This is a genomic window from Streptomyces sp. NPDC035033, assembly GCF_040636735.1.
Lineage (GTDB): Bacteria > Actinomycetota > Actinomycetes > Streptomycetales > Streptomycetaceae > Streptomyces.
Map to the genome: position 1 here is coordinate 23,772 of NZ_JBEZUZ010000058.1, position 24,053 is coordinate 47,824.

The window sequence follows — 24,053 nt, forward strand, 5'->3', positions numbered from 1 at the left end:
GGCGTTAACGTTGCCGGGGTGCGGGTCCTGACGGGCCCGTACCCCGGTTTTCGTGTGTGGGAGGACGCAGATGCAGGTGCAGGACACCCCGGAGGAGTGGCAGGTCGTCGCCTCCGCCATCCCCTTCAAGGGCAACAAGACGAGTGTCCGCACGGACGACGTGGTCATGCCGGACGGCTCCGTCGTCCGCCGCGACTACCAGGTCCACCCGGGCTCCGTGGCCGTCCTGGCCGTGGACGACCAGGACCGGGTACTGGTGCTGCGGCAGTACCGGCACCCGGTGCGGCAGAAGCTGTGGGAGATCCCGGCCGGACTGCTCGACGTGCCCGGCGAGAACCCGCTGCACGCCGCCCAGCGCGAGCTGTACGAGGAGGCGCACGCCAAGGCGGGGGAGTGGCACGTCCTGACCGACGTCTACACCACCCCGGGCGGCTGCGACGAGGCCGTACGGATCTTCCTGGCGCGCGACCTCGCCGAGGCGGAGGGGGAGCGGTACGCGGTCGCCGAGGAGGAGGCCGACATGGAGGTGGAGCGGGTCCCGCTGGCGGAGCTGGTGCGCGGGATCCTCGCCGGCGAGCTGCACAACAACTGCCTGGTGGTGGGGGTGCTGTCGCTGGTCGCCGCGCGGGCGGGGGACGGTCTGGACGCGCTGCGCCCCGCCGACGCGGCCTGGCCGGCCCGGCCCTTCGAGTCGTAACGCCCCCGGCCCCCGACCACCCCGCTCCGTGCCGCGCCCGCCACCCCGTCACGGGCTGCGCTGCCGCTCCGTTGTGGGCTGCGCCCGGCGGGGCTGGTTGCGGTGCCGCCGCGCCGTTTCGTTGTTGGCTGCGCTGCCGCTCCGTTGTGGGCAGGCGTTCCGCAAGGGGCGGAACGGGTGGGCACAACGGAACGGCACCCTTGCGGGTGCCTCCGCACCAGGGCCTGAACCCGCACCCGTACGGCGCCGTACACCGGGTGCGGGTTCAGGCCCGGAAAGCCTTGGCCCGGCAGGGGGGCGCCGTCCCTGTGCCCACCCGTCCCGCCCCAGCGGGACGATTGCCCACAGGGACGCCGGGCGCGGGGGGCGGTGTGACTGTCGGCTGATCCGATCGGGGGATGTGCCCGCCGCGCTCCGCCGGGGACGCGCGGGGGGCTGAACTACGCTCGTACACGCCCGTGCGGAGTCCCCGCGGGATCGGCTCGTGCGCAGGTGGACGGGAGTGTGGCCCGTGACGGATCAGGCGGTGGCAGCGGCCGGCAGCCGGCAGTTCTACGGCCGGCAGCGGGAGTTGAAGGCCCTCCGCGCCGACATCGAGCGGACCGGCCTGGACACCCTCACCGGCCGCAAGGAGCCCCGCGCCCGTGTCCTCCTCGTCGCCGGCCGTCCCGGCTCCGGCCGCACCGCGCTCGCCGAGGAGCTGATCGCCTCCGTCGCCGACCGCTACCCCGACGGCGTCCACCGGGTCCGGCTCACCGAGCCCGGCGGGGAGCCCGTCCCCACCGCCCGGGCCGCCCGCGAACTCCTCCGCGGCCTCGGGGTCGCCGAACCCCCCGGCGCCGCCGAGGACGAGCTGACCCAGCTGGTCCGCGAGGCGCTCGCCACCCGCCGGGCGGTGCTGCTGCTCGACGACGCCGTCGACGCCGAGCAGGCCGACCCCCTCCTCCCCGACAACCCGGACGCCCTGGTCGTCGCGGTGGCGCGGGGGCCGCTCACCGGCATCCCGGACGTGCGGCCCTGCACCCTCGGCGGCCTCGACCCGAAGTCGGCCATCGAGCTGCTGACCTCCGCCACCGGCTCGGTCCGGATCACCGTCGACCCGCAGGCCGCCGAGGCGCTGGTCGAGGAGTGCGGCGGGCTGCCCGGCGCGGTGGTCCTCGCCGGCGGCTGGCTGGCCGGCCGGCCCGAGACCTCGGTGGCCGACCTCGCCAAGCGGCTCCGGGGCCTGAGCGGCGACCCGCTCACCCGTACCTTCCTCCTCGCCCACCAGGCGCTGCCCCAGCCGGCCGCCCGGATACTGCGCTACCTGGCGCTCGCCCCGCTCGGCCGGGCCGACGCCCACACCGCCTCCGCCCTGGCCGGCTGCTCGGTCTCGGCGGCGGCCACCACCCTCGCGGACTTCGCCCGCCTGGGACTGGTGGCCGACGCGGGGGACGGACAGTACGAGGTCCCCGGCCATCTCGTCCCCCTGCTCCGCGCCCAGCTGGAGGAGCGCGACCGGCCCGCCGAGGTGCAGCTCGCCCGGGCCCGGATGCTGGAGCGGACCGTGCGGCTCCTCCAGTCCTGCCGCGCGGTCACCGAACCCGAGGGCTCCCCGGCCCGGCGCAAGCTCGCCGGCCTGCCGCGCGCCCTGCGCTTCCCCACCCCCGAGGCCGCCGGGCAGTGGCTGGCCTCCCGCAGGCCGGCGCTGCTCGCCTGCGCCCGGATGGCGGTCGCCGACGGCGAGCTCGACACCCTCGCCCGCCGGCTGATCGCCTCCCTGGTGCGGGCGCTCACCGCGCACGGCGGCGCCGAGGCGGCCGCCCCCGACCTCTACGGGCTGCACCGGCTCGTCCTCGACGTGGCCGAGCGGCGCGGACTGCACCGAGAGCGGGCCGCGGCCCTGCTCAACCTCGGCGACCTCGACGCCCGGACCGGGCGCACGAAGGAGGCTCTGCTGCGATATCGGTTGGCATGGGAGGCCGGAAGGCAAGCAAATGACCCGTACGCCACCGGTCGCGCAATGGAATCCGTAGGTGGCAGCTATCAGGAGCTCGGCGACTGGCAGCGGGCCGGCGACTGGTACGGCCGGGCCCTCGCCCAGCGCCTCGCCCGGGACGAGCGGGCCGACCAGGCGCGGCTGTACGCCCGCCTCGGCGCCGTGCAGACCTACGCCGGCCGGTACGGGGAGGCCCTGCGGCACTGGCGGGCGGCCGCGGCCGGCTACCGCAGGCTCGGCGATCTCCCGGGCCACGCACGGGCGTTGAGCGAGGCGGCCCGGGTGCAGGAGTACGCCGGGCGCCCCGAGGAGTCGCTGCGGACCTGCGAGGAGGCGGTCGAGTGGGCCCGCCGCGCCCAGGACACCCGGCTCCAGGCGGCCCTCCGGCTGCGGCTCGCCGACACCCTCGACCGGCTCGGCGACCCCGCCGCGGCCCGGCTGCACCGGACCGCGGCGGACCGGCTGCTGGAAACGGAACGCTTCGCCTACGAAATCCGCAGTGGGTCTGCGGAAGATTAGTACTTTGAAAGGCTAGACAGCGGGAACTCCTTCATTAGACTGGGTCTGCCGCGTTCGAACGTGGTCTGCCCCGGTGCGCCGCAGTGCATCCGGGTATGTATCGCAGTGCACCAGTTATCCCCCTGATTCAAGGACCGTGATCGACGATGAAGGTCGGCATCCCCCGCGAGGTCAAGAACAACGAGTTCCGCGTGGCCATCACCCCCGCCGGTGTCCACGAGCTCGTCCGCAACGGCCACCAGGTCTTCATCGAGCAGAACGCCGGCGTCGGCTCCTCGATCACGGACGAGGAGTACGTCGCCGCCGGCGCCGAGATCCTCGCCACCGCCGACGAGGTCTGGGCCACCGCGGACCTGCTCCTCAAGGTCAAGGAGCCGATCGCGGAGGAGTACCACCGCCTCCGCAAGGACCAGACGCTCTTCACCTACCTGCACCTCGCCGCCTCCAAGGAGTGCACGGACGCCCTCCTGGAGTCCGGCACCACCGCCATCGCGTACGAGACCGTCGAGACCGCGAACCGCGCGCTCCCGCTGCTCGCCCCGATGTCCGAGGTCGCGGGCCGCCTGGCCCCGCAGGTCGGCGCCTACCACCTGATGCGCTCGGCCGGCGGCCGCGGCGTCCTCCCCGGCGGCGTCCCCGGCACCCACGCCGGCAAGGCCGTCGTCATCGGCGGCGGCGTCTCCGGCTGGAACGCCACCCAGATCGCCGTCGGCATGGGCTTCCACGTGACCCTGCTCGACAAGGACATCAACAAGCTCCGCGAGGCCGACAAGATCTTCGGCACCAAGGTGCAGACGATCGTCTCCAACGCCTACGAGCTGGAGAAGGCCGTCGTCGAGGCCGACCTCGTCATCGGCGCCGTCCTCATCCCGGGCGCCAAGGCTCCGAAGCTGGTCACCAACGAGCTCGTCGCCAAGATGAAGCCCGGAAGTGTCCTTGTCGACATTGCCATCGACCAGGGCGGCTGCTTCGAGGACTCCCACCCGACCACCCACGCCGAGCCGACCTTCCAGGTCCACGACTCGGTCTTCTACTGCGTCGCCAACATGCCCGGCGCGGTCCCGAACACCTCCACCTACGCCCTCACCAACGCCACGCTGCCCTACATCGTGTCGCTGGCGAACAACGGCTGGGTCGAGGCGCTCCGCCGCGACTCCGCCCTCGCCCTGGGCCTCAACACCCATGACGGCAAGGTCGTTTACAAGGAGGTGGCCGAGGCGCACGGCTACGAGCACGTCGAGCTGAGCACCCTCATCGGCTGACACCGACATCCCTGACGACGGCCCCGGCGACGCCCCCGTCAACGCCCGCCGTCAATGTCACGCACCCGGCCGGACCTTGTTCGACAAGGTCCGGCCGGCTGTGTCTCCGGCCACGCCAAAACGTTCGGTCAACTCGCCTCGAACGTAACCCTTTAACCGTTTCGCACACCCCTGAAACGTGTGGATGAGTGGCCGCGCACCCTTGACAGAGGCGTGTTCGGTTGCCGACACATCGGGCCGGGTCCGGGCGATTGTGTTGCTGCGGAGCGGTGACACGCCATAGAGTCGCCAACCGTCGGCATGGTGCCACGCTGACCTATCGATAAATGTTCCTGGTCACGTCCAAGGAGGTAAGACGACTTGTGAATGAGTCGACATTTACTCCCGGGAGCGGTGCGCCAGGTGCCCCGGTCGGCTCCGTCGCGGTGCGGACCTTCGCGACGCACCAGCCCATGACGACAACCCACACGCTGAAGACGATGGACGGCCTACACGTGAACGCCACGGCCGGCAACGAGATGGGCCGAGAGTCCACCCACTTCGCCGCCTACGACGAGCTGCCCGAGGGGCACTTCTACGACCCCGACGCCGAGTACGAGCCCGACCCGGAGTACGCGGCCACCCTCGCGCCCGACGCTGCCCGCCAGCGCCGCGAGCGGATCGGCCCGACCGGACGGCCGCTGCCGTACTTCCCGATCCCGGGCCCGCTGACCGACCACGGTCCCGCCAAGATCATCGCGATGTGCAACCAGAAGGGCGGCGTCGGCAAGACCACGTCGACCATCAACCTGGGTGCCGCGCTCGCCGAGTACGGACGACGGGTGCTGCTCGTCGACTTCGACCCGCAGGGCGCCCTGTCGGTCGGCCTCGGCGTGAACCCGATGGAGCTCGACCTCACCGTCTACAACCTGCTCATGGAGCGGGGCATGTCGGCGGACGAGGTGCTGCTCAAGACGGCGGTCCCCAACATGGACCTGCTGCCGAGCAACATCGACCTCTCCGCCGCCGAGGTGCAGCTGGTCTCCGAGGTCGCGCGCGAGTCCACGCTCCAGCGCGCCCTCAAGCCGCTGATGAACGACTACGACTACATCGTGATCGACTGTCAGCCCTCGCTCGGCCTGCTGACCGTGAACGCCCTGACGGCCGCTCACAAGGTCATCGTGCCGCTGGAGTGCGAGTTCTTCGCGCTGCGCGGCGTGGCCCTGCTGACCGAGACCATCGAGAAGGTCCAGGAGCGGCTCAACCCCGAGCTGGAGCTCGACGGCATCCTCGCCACCATGTACGACTCCCGGACCGTGCACTCCCGCGAGGTGCTCGCGCGGGTCGTCGAGGCCTTCGACGACCACGTCTACCACACGGTGATCGGCCGGACGGTGCGCTTCCCGGAGACCACGGTCGCCGGCGAGCCCATCACCACGTACGCCTCCAACTCCGTGGGCGCCGCCGCCTACCGCCAGCTCGCCAGGGAGGTGCTCGCCCGGTGTCACGCCGAGTGAGTCTGCCCGGAGCCGACGAACTCTTCCGTACGACCGGGGGGATGGCGCTCCAGGCGTCCTCACCCCGCCGAACCGTTCCCGCTCCGGCGGGAGAGAGCGACCCGACGGCCGGCGCGGACGGCGGCACCGCCCCCGGCTCCGCCGAGCACGCGGCGGCCGACTCGGAGGCGGCCGAGCCCCGTGCCCGGGAGACGGAGTCGGTCCCCGCGCAGCAGCCCGCCCCCGTGAAGGCGGCCGCCCAGGCGGCGGCGCCCGCACGGCGCCGGGGCCGGACCACCAACCGGCGCCCCAGCGGCCGGGAGCGCCACGACGAGAAGATCACGGTCTACGTCTCCGCCGAGGAGCTGATGGACCTGGAGCACGCGCGGCTCGTGCTCCGCGGCGAGCACGGCCTCGCCGTCGACCGCGGCCGGATCGTCCGCGAGGCGGTCGCCGTGGTCCTGGCGGACCTGGAGTCCCGCGGCGACGCGAGCATCCTCGTCCGCCGTCTGCGCGGCCGCTGACGGTAGCCTGCGGGCGGCCCCGCCCCCGCACCCCTGGAACCGCCCCCGATGCACCCGCACGCCGACGAAACGTCCCGCCCACCGCGCCGCCGCGCGCTGGGACGGGGCGGCGGGCTCCCGTCCGGCGGCCCCGGGCCCGTACCGGCGCCGGACACGCCGGACGGCGGGACCGGGCCCGAACCGGAGCCCGCGTCCGTACCGGATCCCGCGCCCGCGTCCGTACCGGATGCCGTCCCCGAGGGGGCCGGGGAGGCCGGGGACGGGCGGTTCACCGTGCGGCTCGCCAACTTCGAGGGGCCGTTCGACCTGCTGCTCCAGCTGATCACCAAACACAAGCTGGACGTCACCGAGGTCGCCCTCTCGCAGGTCACCGACGAGTTCATGGCCCACATCCGGGCCCTCGGGCCGGACGGGGACCTCGACCAGACCACCGAGTTCCTGGTCGTCGCCGCCACCCTGCTCGACCTCAAGGCCGCCCGGCTGCTGCCCGCGGCCGAGGTCGAGGACGAGGCCGACCTCGCCCTCCTGGAGGCCCGCGACCTGCTCTTCGCCCGGCTCCTCCAGTACCGGGCGTACAAGCGGATCGCCGAGATCCTCGCCGAACGGTGGGAGGCCGAGGGCCGGCGCCACCCCCGGACCGTCGGCCTGGAGCCGCACCATGCCGCGCTGCTCCCCGAGGTCGTCCTCTCGATCGGCGCCGAGGGCCTCGCCCGGCTCGCCGTGAAGGCCCTCCAGCCCAAGGCGAAGCCGCAGGTCTACGTGGACCACATCCACGCCCCGCTGGTCAGCGTCCGCGAGCAGGCGGGGATCGTCGCCGCCCTGCTGCGCGAGCGCGGCACCGCCGACTTCCGGGAGCTCGTCGAGGACGCCGGGGACACCCTCACCGTCGTCGCTCGCTTCCTGGCCCTCCTGGAGCTCTACCGGGAGAAGGCCGTCGCCCTCGACCAGAAGGACCCGCTCGGCGACCTCGCGGTCACCTGGACCGGTGGGGACGGCGAGACCCGCGTCACCGAGGAATTCGACCAGGAAGCACCGGAGCCCGCATGAGCGACCTCAAGCCCGCCCTCGAAGCCGTCCTCATGGTCGTCGACGAGCCCGCCACCGAGGAGCGGCTCGCCCGGGTCCTCGGCCGCGCCCCGCACGAGGTCGCCGACGCCCTGCGCGAGCTGGCCGACGAGTACACCGCCGACGGGCGCGGCTTCGAGCTGCGCCGGGTCGCCGGCGGCTGGCGCTACTACACCCGCCCCGACCACGCCGCCGCCGTCGAGGCCTTCGTCCTGGACGGCCAGCAGGCCCGGCTGACCCAGGCCGCCCTGGAGACCCTGGCGGTCGTCGCGTACCGCCAGCCGGTCAGCCGGTCCCGGGTCTCCGCGGTCCGCGGGGTCAACTGCGACGGCGTGATGCGCACCCTCCTCCAGCGGGGTCTGGTCGAGGAGGCGGGCACGGAACCCGAAACAGGTGCGATCCTGTACAGGACGACGAACTACTTCCTGGAGCGGATGGGCCTCAGGGGCCTGGACGAACTCCCGGAGCTCGCGCCCTTCCTCCCCGAGGCGGACGCGGTCGAAGCGGACTCCCTGGAAGGCGTTCCGTCGTTCGATCCCGACAGGGACGAACCAGCGGACGAAGAGACGACGGAAGTTTGATGCGAAGCAGCAGCGGCAGGAACAGCGGAAACAACGGCGGGAGCCGTGGTGCCAAGAGCGGCGGCCGCGGCAACTACCGGGGCGCGGGCAACAACCGCGACGAGCGCGGCCAGAGCGCCGGCCGTCCCCGCAAGACCCGTCCCGAGGAGCGCAGCTACGACGTGAGCATGCCCTCGGACAGCGGCAGGGGCGGCTCCGGCGGCCCCCGCAAGGGGCGCGGCGACGCGGCCCGCGGCGGTGCCAAGGGCGGCCCCAAGCAGTCCCCGAAGCAGCCGCAGCGGGGCGGGCGCACGGCCCCGGCGCGCTCGCGCGAGTACGAGGCCAGGGCCGAGGAGCGCAACCGCGAGCGGTACGCGAACAAGCCCGAGATCAAGACCCCCAAGACCTTCCCGGGCGCCGAGCAGGAGGGCGAGCGCCTCCAGAAGGTGCTGGCCCGGGCCGGTTACGGCTCGCGGCGCGCCTGCGAGGAGCTGATCGAGCAGGCCCGCGTCGAGGTCAACGGCGAGATCGTCCTGGAGCAGGGCCTCCGGGTGAAGGACAGCGACGAGATCCGGGTCGACGGCCTGACCGTCGCCACCCAGTCGTACCAGTTCTTCGCCCTGAACAAGCCGGCCGGCGTCGTCTCCACCATGGAGGACCCGGACGGCCGCCAGTGCCTGGGCGACTACGTCACCAACCGCGAGACCCGGCTCTTCCACGTCGGCCGGCTCGACACCGAGACCGAGGGCATCATCCTGCTCACCAACCACGGCGAGCTGGCCCACCGTCTCACCCACCCCAAGTACGGCGTGAAGAAGACCTACCTGGCCGCCGTCACCGGCCCGCTGCCCCGCGAGGTCGGCAAGCGGCTCAAGGAGGGCATCCAGCTGGAGGACGGCTACGCCCGCGCCGACCACTTCCGCGTGGTCGAGCAGACCGGCAAGAACTACCTGGTCGAGGTCGTGCTGCACGAGGGCCGCAAGCACATCGTGCGCCGCATGCTCGCCGAGGCGGGCTTCCCGGTCGAGAAGCTGGTCCGCACCGCCTTCGGCCCGATCACCCTGGGCGACCAGAAGTCGGGCTGGCTGCGCCGCCTGTCCAACACCGAGGTCGGCATGCTGATGAAGGAAGTCGGTCTGTAGGACCCCTCCGGAGGAGGCCCGTATCCGCGTGGATACGGGCCTCCTCTCTTTTCGGCCTTGTGTGCGAGCACCGCCGCCATTTATAGTCAGGGTGACTCTTAAGGAGGCGGGCGTGAGCCTCGCGGACATCCTCGAACCCCTCCAGCGGCCCCTCTTCACGCTGCTGGACACCCCGGTCGCCTGGACCGAGGTCCTCGGCTTCGGCAGCGGCGCCCTCTGCGTCTGGCTCGTCGCCCGGCAGCACGTCGCCAACTGGCCGGTCGGCATCGCCAACAACCTCTTCTTCGTGCTGCTCTTCGCCCAGGCCGGCCTCTACGCCGACGCCGGCCTCCAGATCGTCTTCATCGTCCTCGCCGCCTACGGCTGGCGGACCTGGACCCACGGGGGTGGACCAGGCTCCGCGGAGGCCCTTCCGGTGCGGCGCACCACGCGCGCCGAAGGGGCCTGGCTGGCGGCGGCGGGGACGGTGGGGATCCTCGCCCTCACCCTCCTCCTGGACCGGGCCACCGACTCCACCGTCCCCTTCTGGGACGCCCTCACCACCGGCCTCTCCCTCATGGCCACCTACGGCCAGTGCCGCAAGCGCCTGGAGTCCTGGTGGCTGTGGATCGCCGCCGACGTGGTCTACGTCCCCCTGTACGCCCACAAGGGCCTCTACCTGACCTCGCTGCTGTACCTCGGCTTCATGGCCCTGTGCGTCCTCGGCCTGCGCGGCTGGAGCCGCGACCTCGCCGCCGCGCGGCGCCCGCTGGAGGCGGCGGCGTGACCCGGTACGGCCACGGCCTCGTCCTCGGCAAGTTCTACCCGCCGCACGCCGGCCACCACCACCTCGTCCGCACCGCCCTCGCCGCCTGCGAGCGCGTCACCGTCCTCGTCTGCGCCTCCTCCGTGGAGTCCCTGCCGCTGGAGGACCGGGTCGCCTGGATGCGCGAGGTCCACCCGGACGCCCTCGTCGTCGGCGCCGTCGACGACATCCCCGTCGACCTCACCGACCCCGGCGTCTGGGACGCCCACATGGCCGTCTTCAGGGCCGCCGTCCCCGAGGCCGTCGACGCCGTCTTCACCTCGGAGACGTACGGCGACGAGCTCGCCCGCCGCTTCGGCGCCGTCTCCGTCCTCGTCGACCCGGACCGCACCGCCTTCCCCGTCTCCGGCACCGCCGTCCGCGCCGACCCCGCCGGCCGCTGGGACTTCCTCGCCCCGCCCGTGCGGGCCGCGCTCACCCGCCGGGTCGTCGTCCTCGGCGCCGAGTCCACCGGCACCACCACCATGGCCCTCGCCCTCGCCGACCACTACCGGCGGCGCGGCGGGGTCTGGGCGCGCACCCGGTACGTCCCCGAGTACGGCCGCGAGTACAGCGAGCTCAAGCTCGCCGAACTCCGCGCCGAGCGCCCCGGCGCCGACTGGTCCGAGGTCGTCTTCCGCTCCTCCGACTTCCCCGTCATCGCCCAGCGCCAGGCCGAGCTGGAGGAGGAGGCCGCCCGCGACGGCTCGCCCGTCCTCTTCTGCGACACCGACGCCTTCGCCACCACCATCTGGCACGAGCGCTACCTGGGCACCACCAGCGCCGCCACCGGCGAGATCGCCGCCCGGGGCCGCCAGCACCTGTGGCTCCTCACCGACCACCGGGGCGTCCCCTTCGAGGACGACGGCCTGCGCGACGGCGAACACCTCCGGCCCTGGATGACCGCCCGCTTCCTCGCCCAGCTCGCCCACAGCGGCCGCCGCACGGTCGTCCTCACCGGCCCCCACGAGGAACGCCTCGCCACCGCCGTCGCCGCCGTCGACGCCCTGCTCGCCGAGGGCCCGCACCTCACCGACCCCCTGCCGGAGCGCCGATGAACCTCCCCGAGGGGTACGACCCCCGGGCCTTCGAGCCCTTCGCCGTCACCGTCGACCTCGCCGTCCTCACCGTCCGCGCCGGCCGGCTGCACGCCCTGCTCGTCCAGCGCGGCCAGGAGCCGTACGCGGGCGCCTGGGCGCTCCCCGGCGGCTTCGTGCTGCCCCGCGAGTCCGCCGGCGCCGCCGCCCGCCGCGAACTCGCCGAGGAGACCGGACTGCCCGGGGCCACCGTCGCCGGACTCCACCTCGAACAGCTCCGCACCTACACCGAACCCGACCGCGACCCCCGGATGCGGGTCGTCTCGGTCGCGTACACGGCGCTCGTCCCCGACCTGCCCGAACCCCGCGGCGGCGGCGACGCGGCGGAGGCCCGCTGGCTGCCCTACGACGAGGTCCCGCCGCTCGCCTTCGACCACGACCTGATCCTCGCCGACGCCCGCGAACGCGTCGGCGCCAAGCTGGAGTACACCTGCCTCGCCACCGCCTTCTGCCCGCCCGAGTTCACCCTCGGCGAGCTCAGGGAGGTGTACGAGACGGTCTGGGGCGTCCCGCTGGACCGCCCCAACTTCCGGCGCAAGGTCCTCACCACGCCCGGCTTCGTCGAGGCCGTGGAAGGACCGCCGCGCCGCACCGGCGGACGGGGGAAACCGGCCGCGCTCTACCGGGCGGGGGAGGCCACCACCCTCCACCCGCCGCTGCTCCGACCGGAAGGACGATCCGCATGACCCGCACGCCGAAGAAGGCCGCGACCGGGACGCTGATGGGGCTGGCGCTGGGGGACGCGCTGGGCTTCCCCACCGAGTTCAACGACGTGCCGTCGATCCTCGCCAAGTGCGGGCCGTGGCGGACGATGGAGCTGCCGGTGACGCGGGGGACCGCGTACATCACCGACGACACCCAGATGACGCTCGCCTTCGCCCGGGGCATCCGGACCGCCATGGAACGGGGCCCGCTCGCCCCGCTCCGGCTCGCCCGGCCGGTCCGCGACGAGTACGTCGACTGGTACCACTCCCCGGAGAACAACCGCGCCCCCGGCAACACCTGCATGCGCGCCTGCATGCTCCTCGACAGCGACCGGGCCTGGCAGGACGCCAGCCAGATCCACTCCAAGGGGTGCGGGGCCAACATGCGGGTCGCGCCCATCGGACTCGTCCCCGGCCTGAGCGAGGAGCAGCGGGCCGGCGCCGCCCAGCTCCAGGCCGCGCTCACCCACGGGCACCCCACCGGGCTCGCCGCCTCCGACCTGACCGCGCGGGCCGTGTGGCTGCTCGCCCAGGGGGTCGACCCGGCCGGGCTCGTCGGGCAACTGCGCTCGTACGCGTACGAGAGCCGGGACACCTACCGCGAGCGCTGGCTCGGCGACCTGTGGACCCGCTCCCAGGACCCCGACGCCCGGCACTTCGTCCGGCGCGGCTGGGACGAGTGCCTCGCCGTGCTCGAACGGCTCGACGCCGTGCAGCGCACCGCCGACCCGGAGCTCGACCCCTGCACGTACACGGGCGACGGCTGGATCGCGGAGGAGGCGCTCGCCACCGGGCTGCTCTGCTTCCTGCTCTTCCCCGGCGAACCGCTGACCGCCCTGCGCCGGGCCGCCTGCACCCGTGGCGACTCCGACTCGATCGCCGCCCTCGCCGGCGCCTTCGCCGGGGCCCATCTGGGCGCGGACGCCTGGCCGGCGGAGTGGACCGCGCGGATCGAGCACCGGGACGAGCTGCTGGAGCTCGGGGCCCTCTGGGACGCCTGATCGAATTCTGGGAGGCTTCGGTCCCATGACGCTCACCCTTCAGGCCCACGAGGCCGACCTGACCGCCGTCGTCGCCGAGGAGCCCGACCCCCTGCTCTTCGCGACGGTCTCCGGCGCCCACCTGTACGGCTTCCCGTCCCGCGACTCCGACGTGGACCTGCGGGGCGTCCACCTGCTGCCGGCCGGGGCGCTGGTCGGGCTCCGGGAGCCCGAGGAGACCCGGGAACGGATGTGGACCCGGGACGGCGTCGAGATGGACCTCGTCACGCACGACCTGCGGAAGTTCGCCCGGCTGATGCTGCGCCGCAACGGCTACGTCCTGGAGCAGCTCACCTCCCCGCTGGTCGTGCACACCACCCCGGTCCACGCCGAGCTCGCCGCCCTCGTGCCCGGGGTGCTCACCACCCACCACGCCCACCACTACCGGGGCTTCGCCGCCACCCAGTGGCGCCTCTTCGAGAAGAGCGGCGAGCTCAAGCCGCTGCTCTACACCTACCGGGCGCTGCTCACCGGCATCCACCTCATGCGCTCCGGCGAGGTCCAGGCCCACCTGCCCGCCCTCGTCGGCGAGGTGCCGGAGGCCCCGGCCCGGATCCCCGACCTGGTCGCCGCGAAGACGGCCGCCGAGCACGGCGCCGCCGCCGTCGCGGTGGAGGAGGTACGGGCCGAGGTCGAGGCCCTGCACGGCGTGCTGGACGCGGCGCGGGCCGCCTCGGGCCTCGCGGACGAGGTGAGCGCGTACGACGCCCTCCACGACCTCGTCGTACGGGCCCGGCTAGAGCTCTTGGAGGGCTGAGGCGCGGCGGGCGCGGACCAGGAGGTCCTGCACGCGCGCGTGGTCGGGGGCGGACGGGAGCGGGGAGGCGGCGAGCGCGTCGTCGGCCTCGTCCTGGAGGCGGTTCATCCACGCCTCCACCTCCGGCCACGGCACCTCGCCGCGCTTGACGGCGAGCAGCCGCTCCCGGTCCCCGCCCACCTCGATCCGCAGCTCGCCGGTGCGTAGCAGGTCCCGGCAGCTCGCCAGGAGGCGCAGCAGGTGCATGGCGTGCTTCCAGCGCGGATGCCCGTACTGGCGCACGTCCGCCTCCAGCTTGCGGCGCTGGCCGCCCGCGTACCGCACGAAGGTGCCGTGGGCCTGCCGGGAGAGGAAGGCGCCGCGCAGGTCGAGGAGTTCGCGTCCCCACTCGGTGGCGTGGGTGACGAGCGGGGAGTGGAGGCACTCCAGGACGTTGGGGTTGTTGCGCAGGGCCAGTTCGCAGAAGCGTTCCAGCTCCCAGCTGAACTGCTCCGGGGCCGGACCCTCGACGTGGGCCGGGGGCTTGTCGAAGCGCCAGAAGAGCGGCGTCGGGGCGAGGTAGACGCCCCGCACGTCGGTGTCGCTCTCCTCGGTCGCCAGGCCGAAGGCGCGCGACCCCATCACACAGGCGTACACGGTGTGTTCGCGCACCAGCGCCTCGGGGGACATGTCCATGGCGGCCAGGCTACGCCAGGGTGATCGTCTCCCCGGAGACGGTGATCTCCTCGGCGGGCAGCGGACGCGGCGCCGGACCGGCCTTCACCGCGCCGTCGGCGATGGCGAACTTCGAGCCATGACAGGGACAGTCGATGGTGCCGTCCGCGACCTTGTTCACCGTGCAGCCCTGGTGGGTGCAGATCGCCGAGAAGGCCCGGAACTCGCCCTCCACGGGCTGGGTGACGACCACCTTGCGGTCCGCGAAGACCGTGCCGCCGCCCACCGGGATCTCCGAGGTGCTCGCCAGCGGGGTGCCGCCGCCCGGCGCGCTGGAGGCGGTGCCGGTGGGCTCCGCGGAGGCCGGGGCGCCCGACTCCGTACCGCCGTCGCCGCCCGTGCCGTCGTCCGAGCCGCAGCCGGTGGCCGTCGCCGCGGTCGCCGTCGTCAGGGCCGCCGCGGCGAACAGGACCGTCCTGCGGGGTGTCGTCCGTGAAGTCATGCGGACCAGCTTCGCCGGGTCCGCACCGCCGCCCCCGCAACACGCCGGGACCCGGCTAGACCCAGGGCGCCAACTCCCTCGCACGGCCGTCCGCCTCCCGCACCGCCTCCAGGACGGCGGTCACCGCGGCCCGCTCGACCGGCCCGTACACGTGCGGGAAGAGCCGGTCCTCCGAGCCCTCCCAGCGGACCTCGGCGGAGAGCAGGGACTCGTCGATCACCAGCGCCAGGAGCGGGCCCGGCACGTCCCGGTAACGGGCGTCGGCGACCGCCAGGGCCGCCTGCTCGTCCGCCGAGCAGTGCACGAAGCCCTCGGCGGCGAGCGACGGCGGGGCGTAGGGGAGGGCGGGGTCCGCGGACCACTCGTCCCACTTGTCCAGGGGAATGACATGGAGCAGCATCCGCCCTTTCTATCCCTTCGCGGTTCCGGGACTACTCCGGGTGGCGGAGTGTCCGGACATGGGTGAGATTGTCCCTGTCCGGTCTTCCTCCGGACCCGTTCTCACCGGTCTTCTCGACCCGTTCTCACCGGTCCTCACCGGTCCTCACCGGCTCTCACCGCGCGAAAGGCGGAACCATGGCGGGAAACGATCTCGGCAGTCTCCTCGGCTCCCTGCTCGGCGGGGGCGGTGGCGGGGGCCAGGGCGGCGGGGGCGCCGGCGGCATCCTGGGCTCCCTCCTCGGCGCCCTCGCGGGCGGCGGGCAGGGTGGTGGCCAGGCCGGCGGGCAGGGCGGCGGCGCGGGCGGCCAGAACCCGCTCGGCGGACTCCTCGACATGCTCACCAGGTCGGGCCTCGCCGACCAGGCGCAGTCCTGGATCGGCACCGGTGAGAACAAGCCCGTCGACGGCGCCCAGATCGCCCGGGCCCTCCCCGACGAGACCCTCCAGAAGGTCGCCCGGGACGCCGGGGTCACCCCGGAGCAGGCCGCCGACGAGATCGCGCAGTCGCTGCCGCGGGCGGTCGACAAGCTGACGCCCGGCGGATCGCTGCCGCAGGGCGAGTCGCTGGAGGACATCATCCGGGCCCAGAAGCTCTGAGCTCCCCGCCGCCCCCGCGCGCCCGTCCCGCGTCTCGTGGGGCGGGCGCACGCGCGGGTGCGGGGCGCGGCTGACTAGGCTGGGCGTTCACCCCTTCGCGCCCCAAGGACAGCCCCCGTGAGAACAGCGCTCGTCATCGGAACCGGACTGATCGGCACCTCCGCCGCCCTCGCCCTCGCCGGCCGGGGCGTCACGGTCCACCTCCGCGACCACGACCCGGCGAGCGCCCGGACCGCCGCCGCGCTCGGCGCGGGCACCGACGCGGAGCCCGAGGGGCGGGTGGACCTCGCGATCGTCGCCGTACCGCCGGCGCACACCGCCGCCACCCTCGCCGAGGCCATGCGGGCCGGGGTCGCCCGGGGCTACCTCGACGTGGCCAGCGTCAAGGGCGGCCCGCAGCGGGAGCTGACGGCGATGGGCCTCGACCTCACCCCGTACATCGGCACCCACCCCATGGCCGGCAAGGAGCGCTCCGGCCCGCTCGCCGCCGGCGCCGACCTCTTCGAGGGCCGGCCCTGGGTCCTCACGCCCACCCGGGACACCGACACCGAGGTCCTCAACCTCGCGCTCGAACTCGTCGCGCTCTGCGGGGCCGTGCCCGTCGTCATGGACGCCGACGCCCACGACCGGGCGGTGGCCCTCGTCTCCCACACCCCCCAGCTGGTCTCCTCGATGGTCGCGGCGCGCCTGGAGGAGGCGGAGGAGTCGGCCGTACGGCTCTGCGGGCAGGGCATCCGGGACGTCACGCGGATCGCCGCGTCCGAGCCGCGCATGTGGGTGGACATCCTCTCCGCGAACCCGGGGCCCGTCGCCGACGTGCTGGCCGGCGTCGCCGCCGACCTCGACGAGACGGTCCGGGCCCTGCGGGCGCTGGAGTCCGCGGACGAGGAGAAGCGGCGGGACGGCGTCGCGGGCGTCGAGGACGTCCTGCGGCGCGGCAACGCCGGGCGGGCCCGGGTTCCCGGCAAGCACGGGGCCGCGCCCACGGCCTACGAGACCGTCGCGGTCCTCATCAGCGACCAGCCCGGGGAGCTGGCCCGGATCTTCGCGGACGCCGGGCGGGCGGGGGTCAACATCGAGGACGTCCGGATCGAGCACGCGACGGGGCAGCAGGCGGGTCTCGTCCAGCTCATGGTCGACCCGGCCGCCGCGCCCGCCCTCTCCCAGGCCCTCCGCGACCGAGGCTGGTCCCTCCGCACCACCTGACCCGCCCCCGGACCGACCCTTCGCGTGCCGCGCCCGCCGTTTCGTCGCGGGCTGCGCCCGGCGGGGGCGGTCGCGCCGCTCCGTTGTGGGCAGGCGTTCCGCAGGGCGGAACGGGTGGGCACAACGGAACGGCACCCTCTGCGGGTGCCTCCGTACCGGTGCCTGGACCCGCACCGGTACGGCGTCGTACAAGGGGTGCGGGTTCAGGCCCGGGAAGCCTTGGCCCGGCACGGGGCGCCGTCCCTGTGCCCACCCGTCCCGCCCTGCGGGACGCCTGCCCACAGGGACGGGGGCGCAGCCCGCACGGGACGCCTGCCCACAGCGACGGCGGGCGCAGCCCAGCCGGGGGCGCCGGGCGCGGCCCGTGCGGGGTGACGGGCTCGGGTCCGTGGGGGTGGTGGGCGTTGGGCCGGATGGGGGTGGGGGACTCGGTAACCTTGTAGGGGTCCCGGACTGCCGCCGGGGCCGCCGCCCACCCCAGGAAGGTCCCCCTCACCGTGGAATCCGTGATCGTCGCCATCGACGGCCCCTCCGGCACGGGCAAGTCGAGCACCTCGAAGGCGGTCGCCGCCAAGCTGGGGCTGAGCTACCTGGACACCGGCGCCCAGTACCGGGCCATCACCTGGTGGATGATCAGCAACGGGGTGGACGTCGCCGACGCCGACGCCGTCGCGAACGCCGCCGGCAAGCCGGTCATCGTCTCCGGCACCGACCCGTCCCGGCCCACCATCACCGTGGACGGCGTCGACGCCTCCGGCCCGATCCGCACCGAGGAGGTCACCTCCAAGGTCAGCGCGGTCAGCGCCGTCCCGGAGGTGCGCACGCTCATCACCGAGCTCCAGCGGTCGATCGCCCGCGGCGCCGAGACCGGCATCGTCGTCGAGGGCCGGGACATCGGCACCACCGTCCTCCCCGACGCCGACCTCAAGATCTTCCTCACCGCCTCGCCCGAGGCCCGCGCCGCCCGCCGCTCCGGCGAGCTGAAGGGCGCCGACGTGCGCGCCACCCAGGAGGCCCTGGTCAAGCGGGACGCGGCCGACTCCAGCCGCAAGACCTCCCCGCTCGCCAAGGCCGACGACGCCGTCGAGGTCGACACCACCGAGCTCACCCTCGACCAGGTCATCGAGTGCGTCGTCACCCTGGTGGAGGAGAAGCGGGCGGGCGGCAAGTGACCCAGCCCTCCGCGAAGGGCGCCGCCGTCGGCCGTCGCATCGGCATCGGGCTGATGTACGGCTTCTGGAAGCCGCGCGTGCTCGGCGCCTGGCGGGTCCCGGCCTCCGGCCCCGTCATCCTCGCCGTGAACCACGCGCACAACATCGACGGCCCCATGCTCATGGGCACCGCCCCGCGCCCCGTGCACTTCCTCATCAAGAAGGAGGCGTTCGTCGGGCCGCTGGGTGGTTTCCTGGAAGGCATCGGGCAGCTCAAGGTCGACCGGGAGTCCACCGACCGGAAGGCGATCGGCGACGCGCTGGGCGTGCTGGAGCGGGGCGGTGTCCTCGGGATCTTCCCCGAGGGGACCCGCGGCGAGGGCGACTTCGCCTCGCTCCGCGCTGGCCTCGCCTACTTCGCCGTCCGCTCCGGCGCCCCGATCGTCCCGGTCGCGGTGCTGGGCAGCACCGAGCGGCCCGGACGGCTGGTGAAGGGGCTGCCGGCCCTCCGCAGCCGGGTGGACGTCGTCTTCGGGGACGCCTTCGAGGCCGGCGACGGCAGCGGCCGGCGCACCCGCAAGGCACTGGACGAGGCCACGCTCCGCATCCAGGAGCACCTCACCGACCACCTGAAAAACGCCAGGCGTCTCACCGGGCGCTGAGCGACACTCTGAGTAGTGGCCCCACGGCTCCGGCCGGCCGGGACCACCGACCACGAATGATCAAGGAACGGACTTCATGAACGACCAGCACGACCACGGGGCACTTGGCGACGCCGAGTACGCGGAGTTCATGGAGCTCGCCGCGGAAGAGGGCTTCGACATCGAGGACGTCGAGGAGGCGATCGAGGAGGCCGGCCACGGCCCGCTCCCCGTCCTCGCCGTCGTCGGCCGTCCGAACGTCGGCAAGTCCACCCTGGTGAACCGCATCATCGGCCGCCGCGAGGCCGTCGTCGAGGACCGGCCGGGCGTCACCCGCGACCGCGTCACCTACGAGGCCGAGTGGGCCGGCCGCCGCTTCAAGGTCGTCGACACCGGCGGCTGGGAGCAGGACGTCCTCGGCATCGACGCCTCCGTCGCCACCCAGGCCGAGTACGCCATCGAGGCCGCCGACGCCTGCCTCTTCGTCGTGGACGCCACCGTGGGCGCCACCGACACCGACGAGGCCGTCGTCAAGCTGCTCCGCCGCGCCGGCAAGCCGGTCGTGCTGGCCGCCAACAAGGTCGACGGCCAGTCCGGCGAGGCCGACGCGGCCATGCTCTGGTCCCTGGGCCTCGGCGAGCCGTTCCCGGTCTCCTCGCTGCACGGCCGGGGCACCGGCGACCTCCTCGACGAGGTGCTGCGGAAGCTGCCCGAGGCCCCCGAGCAGACCTTCGGCAAGGCCGTCGGCGGCCCCCGCCGGATCGCCCTCATCGGCCGCCCCAACGTCGGCAAGTCCTCCCTGCTCAACAAGGTGGCCGGCGAGGACCGCGTGGTCGTCAACGAGCTGGCCGGCACCACCCGCGACCCGGTCGACGAGCTGATCGAGCTCGGCGGGAAGACCTGGAAGTTCGTCGACACCGCCGGCATCCGCAAGAAGGTCCACCTCCAGGCCGGCGCCGACTACTACGCCTCCCTCCGCACGGCCGCCGCCGTCGAGAAGGCCGAGGTCGCGGTCATCCTGATCGACACCACCGACAACATCTCGGTGCAGGACCAGCGGATCATCACGATGGCCGTCGAGTCCGGCCGCGCCATCGTCATCGCCTACAACAAGTGGGACGAGCTCGACGAGGAGCGCCGCTACTACCTGGAGCGCGAGATCGAGACCGAGATGCAGCAGGTCTCCTGGGCGCCCCGGGTCAACGTCTCCGCGAAGACCGGCCGCCACATGGAGAAGCTGGTCCCGGCGATCGAGACCGCCCTCGCCGGCTGGGAGACCCGCGTCCCCACCGGCCGGCTCAACGCCTTCCTCGGCGAGCTGGTCGCCGCCCACCCGCACCCGATCCGCGGCGGCAAGCAGCCCCGCATCCTCTTCGGCACCCAGGCCGGCACCAAGCCCCCGCGCTTCGTGCTCTTCGCCTCGGGCTTCCTGGAGGCGGGCTACCGCCGCTTCATCGAGCGCCGGCTGCGCGAGGAGTTCGGCTTCGAGGGCACCCCGATCCACATCTCGGTGCGCGTGCGCGAGAAGCGCGGCAAGAAGAAGTGACCCCGCGGGCGGCCCCGTGAGGGGAGCCCACGGGCAAGGCCGAGGGCCGGAGTCGTCACCGTACGACTCCGGCCCTCGGCCGTGCTCCCGGCGTGCTCAGGGGCTCCTGCGGAGCCCCGGCGGCAGCGCCGCGTGCGGGGGATGGTGCTGCGCCGGCCAGGCGGCCGGATACGCCGTGGGATGGTGGCCGTAGAGGCCCGGGAGGCCGGGGCTCCGGGCCGTGCCGAAGCCCCGGAACGCCAGCTCCTCCTCGCCGCTGCGGTCCCCCGGAAGCGTGCGGAACGACCGGCGGTACTCCGAGTACAGGGCATCGAAGATCGGCGTCGCAGAGAAGCCGGCCGGTCCGTCCTGCGCCGGGCGCATGGCGGGGATCGGACTCGGATGCGGCGGGGGGAAGGGGTCGTATGCGTGCACGTAGGTGCCAACGACCCCGCCGTCCGTCGGATGCGGGCGGCTCTCCGAAAGGGGGGCCCGCCGCGGCCGCGGCACGGTCGGCACCCCGGACGGGCGCGCCGGCCCTATCCCGGGTCGCCCCTGGTCCATCAGGTACCGGCCAGCGGCATCGCGGCGGCGACCAGGCGCCCGTTGGCCGCGGCCTTCTCCAGGGCGTCGCGCAGCAGGTCCTCGCGCGGCTGCTGGCCGATGGAGCCGACGGGCGCGGCGAAGACCAGCACCGTGTGCGACTTGTTGGCCGCCGAGCGCCAGCCCTCGGTGACCTGGAGCGGCTGGTGCGCCTGCCACCACGCGGTCTGGCCCGTGCCGCCCGCGCCGGGCTGGAGCACCGAGTGCAGCTGGCCCATCGCGACCAGGACGGACCAGCCGGGCAGCGCGGCCGGCTTGGTGTTCAGGTCGGAGACCGGCTGGAAGCCCTGCTCCATGAGGAGCGACAGGAACTCGTCGGTGAGCCCGCCCGAGCCGGGGCGCGCCACCGGCGCGGTCGGCTCCACGACCAGCGCCGGGTGCAGCTCGCCGTCGATCAGGACGAGGCCGCTGGTGACGCCGAGCACCGCCTGCTCGGGGTGGGCGGCGGTCAGCGCGTCGGCCGCGTCGGCGGCCGTGATGGAGGCGACGGCGCCCTGGAGCTGCTCCTCGGCGACCCGGACGACCTGGGACGGGATGCAGCTGGCGTGGGCGAACGCGAGGACCGCGGTCTCCTCGCCGACGAACAGCACCGTGGAGGTGCGCTCCTGCTCGGAGTCGCCCGGCGTGCGGCAGGAGGTGCAGTCGTAGCTGCCCGGGGCGTTGTCGCCGGCGAGCAGCCGGTCGGCTTCTTCGTCGCCGATCTCGGCGCGTACGTCCTCGCTGACGTCGAGCATGCGCGGCACGGAGGGCTCCCTGGAATCGGTACGGACGGACCCCGGGCCTTTCCCGGGCGTCTCATGCCGAGTTCAACGGGCCAGGCGCGGGCGGGGTCACGCGCCGGAGGGAGGCAACTTGCCGGAGGGCCGCGCGGAAACGGGGCGGACGGCGGCGCGGGGAGGGCCCGGGCGCGGGTGCCTCCGACCGGGTGGGAAGTGAACAGTGTTCCGCGCGGCACGGGTCCGGGCCGCGCGGGGCCGACCTAGCCTGCGGCGATGTCGATGATCCGATTTTGGACGGCCGGCTCGCTCGTGGCGGCCTCCGCGGCGACGCTGCTCGCCCTCCACCAGGCGCCCGCCGCCCTGGCCGCGCCCGGTGACGACGGGCCCGCCCCCGGGGCGCCCGCGGTACCGGCACCGCCGGACGCGGCGGCCCTGGCCGGGACCCTCGCCGAGGTCGGGGCGGGCGAGGCCGCCGCCGCGCTCGAAGCCGCCGCGGCCGCCGTCGCGGCCGCCCGGGGCGAGGGCACGGACACGGCCGGCGGGACCGCGGAGACCGGGGAGACCGGGGCCGTCCCGCCGCCGCCCGCGGCGGGACCGGCGGGCGCGCCCGCGTACGCCTGCGCGAAGGACCAGTGGCCCTGGGGCTGCGTCGCCGAGTGCGAGAGCAGCGGGCGCTGGGACGTCAACACCGGCAACGGCTTCTACGGCGGGCTCCAGTTCTGGCAGCCCACCTGGATCGAGTTCGGCGGCCTGAAGTTCGCCCGCCGCGCCGACCTGGCCACCCGGCAGCAGCAGATCACCGTCGCCGAGGACGTCCTGCGCGTGCAGGGCTGGGGCGCCTGGCCCGTCTGCTCCAAGCGGTACGGGCTCAGCGGCCGCGTCCACACCGTGCAGGCCGGCGACACCCTCGGCTCCGTCGCCCGCCGCTTCGCCGTCAAGGGCGGCTGGCAGCGCCTGTACGAGGCCAACAAGAGCGTCATCGGCCCCGACCCGAACCGGCTGTACGTCGGCACGATGCTGCGGATCGCGCCGCTCTGATCCCCTAGGGGGCACGGGGCTCCGCCACCTCCGCCACCTCGGCCGCCTCGCCGCTGAAGACGCGGGTGCCGCGGCGCAGTTCGTGCAGGAGGGTGCCGGGCGGCAGGCCGTCCGGCACCCGCTGCTCGGCCAGGACCACCGCCGTGCCGTCCCGTACGGCGAGCGCGGCGAGCAGCGCGTACGTCCGGGCCGCGACCGGCGGCGCCATGCCCAGGGCCGGCTCGTCGGCGAGCACCACCCGGGCCGGGCGCAGGAGCGCCCGCGACACGGCCAGCATCCGCCGCTCCCCGCCGGAGAGCGTCCCCGCCGGACGGGGCAGCAGCGGGAGGAGCGCGGGGTACGGGACCGGCGCGTCCGGCCCCGCGAGCGCCAGGTTCTCGGCGACGGTCAGCCCCTCGTACACCGCGCCCCGGTCCGGCACGAAGCACAGCCCGCGGCGGGCCCGCTCGTCCGGCGGCAGCCCGGTCACGTCCTCGCCGCGCCAGAGCACCCGGCCCGCGGCGAGCCGCACCGTCCCGGCCAGCGCGCGCAGCGCCGTGGTGCGGCCCGCGCCGTTCCGGCCGGCCAGGACCGTCACCGTGCCCGCCGGGACCGGCAGGTCCAGGCCGTGCAGGGCCTCCAGCGGGCCGTAGCGCACCCGGGCGCCGCGCAGCTCCATCTCGACGCTCATGACCGCAGCCGGCCCCCCTCCATGGTGCGGACGGCACGGGCGGTGCCGGCGACGAGGTCCGGGTCGTGCTCGACCACCAGCACCGTCAGGCCGTCGGCGGCGAGCGCGGCGAGCAGCCGGGACAGGGCCGCCGCCTCCGCCGCGTCCAGGCCCGCGGCCGGCTCGTCCAGGAGCAGCGTGTGCGGTCCGCCCGCCAGCGCCCGGGCCAGCTCGACCCGGCGCAGCGTCCCGGTCGGCAGCCCCGCGGCGGGCCGGTGCCGCACCGGTCCGGCGAGGCCGGTCAGGAGCAGCGCCCGCTCGGTGGCGGCGTCCGGGGACTCCCGGCGGCCCCGGCGGCCGTGCTCGGCGCCCACCCGCACGTTCTCCTCCACGGAGAGGGACGGGAACACGGCGAGCCGCTGGAAGGTCCGGGCGATCCCCAGCCGGGCCCGGACGTGCGCGGGCCGGCCTGTGATGTCCGCGCCGTCCAGCAGGACCCGGCCGCGGCGGGGCCGCGCCGACCCGGCGAGGCAGTCGAAGAGCGTGCTCTTCCCGGCGCCGTTCGGCCCGACGAGCGCGGTGACCCGGCCGGCCGGCAGCGCGAGCGTCACGTCCCGCAGGGCCGTCACCCCGCCGGGGCGCTCCCAGCGCGCCCCTGACCACCTCGGCCGACCGCGGATTGTCCGCGCACCCCCACACCCCGTGCGGGCAGTAGTCGGTCAC

General features: G+C 74.3%; 25 protein-coding genes and 1 pseudogene. 19 read left to right on the forward strand and 7 right to left on the reverse strand.

Annotated elements, in window-relative coordinates; translation table 11 throughout:
• Nucleotides 1-70 precede the first annotated feature (70 nt).
• The 13 genes from AB0E83_RS22690 to AB0E83_RS22750 all read left to right on the forward strand — a co-directional run bounded on the left by AB0E83_RS22690 (nt 71) and on the right by AB0E83_RS22750 (nt 13,604).
• Nucleotides 71-697 (forward strand): NUDIX hydrolase, encoded by a 627-nt coding sequence (locus AB0E83_RS22690; RefSeq protein ID WP_362114692.1) that lies wholly within the window; start codon nt 71-73, stop codon nt 695-697.
• Between the two features lie 511 nt (nt 698-1,208).
• A complete protein-coding gene (locus AB0E83_RS22695; protein ID WP_362114695.1) occupies nt 1,209-3,194 on the forward strand; it encodes a tetratricopeptide repeat protein in 1,986 nt (661 codons plus the stop codon).
• 146 nt (nt 3,195-3,340) lie between these two features.
• Nucleotides 3,341-4,456 (forward strand): alanine dehydrogenase, encoded by a 1,116-nt coding sequence (gene ald / locus AB0E83_RS22700; RefSeq protein WP_362114698.1) that lies wholly within the window; start codon nt 3,341-3,343, stop codon nt 4,454-4,456.
• 452 nt (nt 4,457-4,908) lie between these two features.
• The gene (locus AB0E83_RS22705; RefSeq protein WP_226651714.1) at nt 4,909-5,952 is read left to right on the forward strand and encodes a ParA family protein; all 1,044 of its coding nucleotides are present in this window, start codon (nt 4,909-4,911) and stop codon (nt 5,950-5,952) included.
• Complete coding sequence (locus tag AB0E83_RS22710; RefSeq protein ID WP_362114701.1) at nt 5,937-6,455, forward strand: hypothetical protein; 519 nt, start codon at nt 5,937-5,939, stop codon at nt 6,453-6,455. Before AB0E83_RS22705 ends, AB0E83_RS22710 begins: the two co-directional genes overlap by 16 nt.
• 48 nt (nt 6,456-6,503) lie before the next feature.
• The gene (locus AB0E83_RS22715; protein ID WP_362114704.1) at nt 6,504-7,502 is read left to right on the forward strand and encodes a segregation/condensation protein A; all 999 of its coding nucleotides are present in this window, start codon (nt 6,504-6,506) and stop codon (nt 7,500-7,502) included.
• Nucleotides 7,499-8,101, forward strand: a complete 603-nt coding sequence (gene scpB, locus AB0E83_RS22720) for an SMC-Scp complex subunit ScpB (protein ID WP_362114707.1) — start codon at nt 7,499-7,501, stop codon at nt 8,099-8,101. Before AB0E83_RS22715 ends, scpB begins: the two co-directional genes overlap by 4 nt.
• Nucleotides 8,101-9,222 carry a pseudouridine synthase gene (locus AB0E83_RS22725; protein ID WP_362114710.1) on the forward strand — a complete coding sequence of 374 codons (1,122 nt, stop codon included), beginning with the start codon at nt 8,101-8,103 and terminating at the stop codon, nt 9,220-9,222. Before scpB ends, AB0E83_RS22725 begins: the two co-directional genes overlap by 1 nt.
• A gap of 112 nt (nt 9,223-9,334) precedes the next feature.
• Complete coding sequence (pnuC, locus tag AB0E83_RS22730; RefSeq protein ID WP_362114713.1) at nt 9,335-9,988, forward strand: nicotinamide riboside transporter PnuC; 654 nt, start codon at nt 9,335-9,337, stop codon at nt 9,986-9,988.
• The gene (locus AB0E83_RS22735) at nt 9,985-11,064 is read left to right on the forward strand and encodes an AAA family ATPase (protein ID WP_362114716.1); all 1,080 of its coding nucleotides are present in this window, start codon (nt 9,985-9,987) and stop codon (nt 11,062-11,064) included. The genes pnuC and AB0E83_RS22735 overlap by 4 nt, the downstream gene beginning before the upstream one ends.
• Nucleotides 11,061-11,789, forward strand: coding sequence for an NUDIX domain-containing protein (locus AB0E83_RS22740; RefSeq protein ID WP_362114719.1), 729 nt, complete (start codon nt 11,061-11,063; stop codon nt 11,787-11,789). The genes AB0E83_RS22735 and AB0E83_RS22740 overlap by 4 nt, the downstream gene beginning before the upstream one ends.
• On the forward strand, nt 11,786-12,808 hold the full coding sequence (locus AB0E83_RS22745) for an ADP-ribosylglycohydrolase family protein (protein WP_362114722.1): 1,023 nt from the start codon (nt 11,786-11,788) through the stop codon (nt 12,806-12,808). Before AB0E83_RS22740 ends, AB0E83_RS22745 begins: the two co-directional genes overlap by 4 nt.
• A 25-nt stretch (nt 12,809-12,833) precedes the next feature.
• The gene (locus tag AB0E83_RS22750) at nt 12,834-13,604 is read left to right on the forward strand and encodes a nucleotidyltransferase domain-containing protein (RefSeq protein WP_362114725.1); all 771 of its coding nucleotides are present in this window, start codon (nt 12,834-12,836) and stop codon (nt 13,602-13,604) included.
• Here the strand turns inward: AB0E83_RS22750 and AB0E83_RS22755 are convergent.
• The 3 genes from AB0E83_RS22755 to AB0E83_RS22765 are packed head-to-tail and all read right to left on the reverse strand — an operon-like array spanning nt 13,584 to nt 15,160.
• Complete coding sequence (locus AB0E83_RS22755; RefSeq protein ID WP_362114764.1) at nt 13,584-14,273, reverse strand: nucleotidyltransferase domain-containing protein; 690 nt, start codon at nt 14,271-14,273, stop codon at nt 13,584-13,586. The two genes, AB0E83_RS22750 and AB0E83_RS22755, sit on opposite strands and share 21 nt — an antisense overlap.
• A 16-nt stretch (nt 14,274-14,289) precedes the next feature.
• Nucleotides 14,290-14,760 carry a Rieske (2Fe-2S) protein gene (locus AB0E83_RS22760; RefSeq protein WP_362114728.1) on the reverse strand — a complete coding sequence of 157 codons (471 nt, stop codon included), beginning with the start codon at nt 14,758-14,760 and terminating at the stop codon, nt 14,290-14,292.
• 55 nt (nt 14,761-14,815) lie between these two features.
• Entirely contained in the window at nt 14,816-15,160 is a 345-nt protein-coding gene (locus AB0E83_RS22765) for a DUF952 domain-containing protein (RefSeq protein WP_362114731.1), read from the reverse strand.
• Between the two features lie 176 nt (nt 15,161-15,336).
• Here AB0E83_RS22765 and AB0E83_RS22770 point away from each other — a divergent pair, with 176 nt between their 5' ends.
• The 5 genes from AB0E83_RS22770 (at nt 15,337) to der (ending at nt 20,342) form a co-directional block, all read left to right on the forward strand.
• Nucleotides 15,337-15,798: a YidB family protein gene (locus AB0E83_RS22770; protein WP_362114734.1), complete on the forward strand. Its 462-nt coding sequence runs from the start codon at nt 15,337-15,339 to the stop codon at nt 15,796-15,798.
• Between the two features lie 117 nt (nt 15,799-15,915).
• On the forward strand, nt 15,916-17,004 hold the full coding sequence (locus tag AB0E83_RS22775; protein ID WP_362114737.1) for a prephenate dehydrogenase: 1,089 nt from the start codon (nt 15,916-15,918) through the stop codon (nt 17,002-17,004).
• 497 nt (nt 17,005-17,501) lie between these two features.
• Complete coding sequence (cmk, locus tag AB0E83_RS22780; protein ID WP_362114740.1) at nt 17,502-18,176, forward strand: (d)CMP kinase; 675 nt, start codon at nt 17,502-17,504, stop codon at nt 18,174-18,176.
• A complete protein-coding gene (locus AB0E83_RS22785) occupies nt 18,173-18,817 on the forward strand; it encodes a lysophospholipid acyltransferase family protein (protein ID WP_362114743.1) in 645 nt (214 codons plus the stop codon). Before cmk ends, AB0E83_RS22785 begins: the two co-directional genes overlap by 4 nt.
• Before the next feature lie 76 nt (nt 18,818-18,893).
• Entirely contained in the window at nt 18,894-20,342 is a 1,449-nt protein-coding gene (gene der, locus AB0E83_RS22790; protein ID WP_362114746.1) for a ribosome biogenesis GTPase Der, read from the forward strand.
• Nucleotides 20,343-20,438: 96 nt separating this feature from the next.
• On the opposite strand, the gene AB0E83_RS22795 is transcribed toward der, so the two are convergent.
• Both AB0E83_RS22795 and AB0E83_RS22800 read right to left on the reverse strand, forming a co-directional pair.
• Nucleotides 20,439-20,705 carry a hypothetical protein gene (locus tag AB0E83_RS22795; RefSeq protein ID WP_362114749.1) on the reverse strand — a complete coding sequence of 89 codons (267 nt, stop codon included), beginning with the start codon at nt 20,703-20,705 and terminating at the stop codon, nt 20,439-20,441.
• A gap of 179 nt (nt 20,706-20,884) precedes the next feature.
• A complete protein-coding gene (locus AB0E83_RS22800; protein ID WP_362114752.1) occupies nt 20,885-21,667 on the reverse strand; it encodes a hypothetical protein in 783 nt (260 codons plus the stop codon).
• Nucleotides 21,668-22,075: 408 nt separating this feature from the next.
• Here AB0E83_RS22800 and AB0E83_RS22805 point away from each other — a divergent pair, with 408 nt between their 5' ends.
• Nucleotides 22,076-22,681: a transglycosylase family protein gene (locus AB0E83_RS22805; RefSeq protein ID WP_362114767.1), complete on the forward strand. Its 606-nt coding sequence runs from the start codon at nt 22,076-22,078 to the stop codon at nt 22,679-22,681.
• Between the two features lie 4 nt (nt 22,682-22,685).
• Here the strand turns inward: AB0E83_RS22805 and AB0E83_RS22810 are convergent, their stop codons facing one another.
• Together AB0E83_RS22810 and AB0E83_RS22815 are read right to left on the reverse strand one after the other, a co-directional pair.
• Nucleotides 22,686-23,351 carry an ATP-binding cassette domain-containing protein gene (locus tag AB0E83_RS22810; protein WP_362114755.1) on the reverse strand — a complete coding sequence of 222 codons (666 nt, stop codon included), beginning with the start codon at nt 23,349-23,351 and terminating at the stop codon, nt 22,686-22,688.
• Nucleotides 23,348-23,962: pseudogene (locus AB0E83_RS22815) on the reverse strand (ATP-binding cassette domain-containing protein); the annotation flags it as partial. The pseudogene AB0E83_RS22815 and the gene AB0E83_RS22810, both read right to left, overlap by 4 nt.
• Nucleotides 23,963-24,053 lie beyond the last annotated feature (91 nt).

Excerpts from the sequence above, each read along its gene's own strand:
- AB0E83_RS22690 (WP_362114692.1), top strand. The coding sequence starts at position 71 with ATGCAGGTGCAGGACACCCCGGAGGAGTGGCAGGTCGTCGCCTCCGCC.
- ald (WP_362114698.1), top strand. The coding sequence starts at position 3,341 with ATGAAGGTCGGCATCCCCCGCGAGGTCAAGAACAACGAGTTCCGCGTG.
- AB0E83_RS22705 (WP_226651714.1), top strand. The coding sequence starts at position 4,909 with ATGACGACAACCCACACGCTGAAGACGATGGACGGCCTACACGTGAAC.
- AB0E83_RS22715 (WP_362114704.1), top strand. The coding sequence starts at position 6,504 with ATGCACCCGCACGCCGACGAAACGTCCCGCCCACCGCGCCGCCGCGCG.
- scpB (WP_362114707.1), top strand. The coding sequence starts at position 7,499 with ATGAGCGACCTCAAGCCCGCCCTCGAAGCCGTCCTCATGGTCGTCGAC.
- AB0E83_RS22725 (WP_362114710.1), top strand. The coding sequence starts at position 8,101 with ATGCGAAGCAGCAGCGGCAGGAACAGCGGAAACAACGGCGGGAGCCGT.
- AB0E83_RS22740 (WP_362114719.1), top strand. The coding sequence starts at position 11,061 with ATGAACCTCCCCGAGGGGTACGACCCCCGGGCCTTCGAGCCCTTCGCC.
- AB0E83_RS22745 (WP_362114722.1), top strand. The coding sequence starts at position 11,786 with ATGACCCGCACGCCGAAGAAGGCCGCGACCGGGACGCTGATGGGGCTG.
- AB0E83_RS22750 (WP_362114725.1), top strand. The coding sequence starts at position 12,834 with ATGACGCTCACCCTTCAGGCCCACGAGGCCGACCTGACCGCCGTCGTC.
- AB0E83_RS22755 (WP_362114764.1), bottom strand. The coding sequence starts at position 14,273 with ATGTCCCCCGAGGCGCTGGTGCGCGAACACACCGTGTACGCCTGTGTG.
- AB0E83_RS22760 (WP_362114728.1), bottom strand. The coding sequence starts at position 14,760 with ATGACTTCACGGACGACACCCCGCAGGACGGTCCTGTTCGCCGCGGCG.
- AB0E83_RS22765 (WP_362114731.1), bottom strand. The coding sequence starts at position 15,160 with ATGCTGCTCCATGTCATTCCCCTGGACAAGTGGGACGAGTGGTCCGCG.
- AB0E83_RS22770 (WP_362114734.1), top strand. The coding sequence starts at position 15,337 with ATGGCGGGAAACGATCTCGGCAGTCTCCTCGGCTCCCTGCTCGGCGGG.
- der (WP_362114746.1), top strand. The coding sequence starts at position 18,894 with ATGAACGACCAGCACGACCACGGGGCACTTGGCGACGCCGAGTACGCG.
- AB0E83_RS22795 (WP_362114749.1), bottom strand. The coding sequence starts at position 20,705 with ATGCGCCCGGCGCAGGACGGACCGGCCGGCTTCTCTGCGACGCCGATC.
- AB0E83_RS22810 (WP_362114755.1), bottom strand. The coding sequence starts at position 23,351 with ATGAGCGTCGAGATGGAGCTGCGCGGCGCCCGGGTGCGCTACGGCCCG.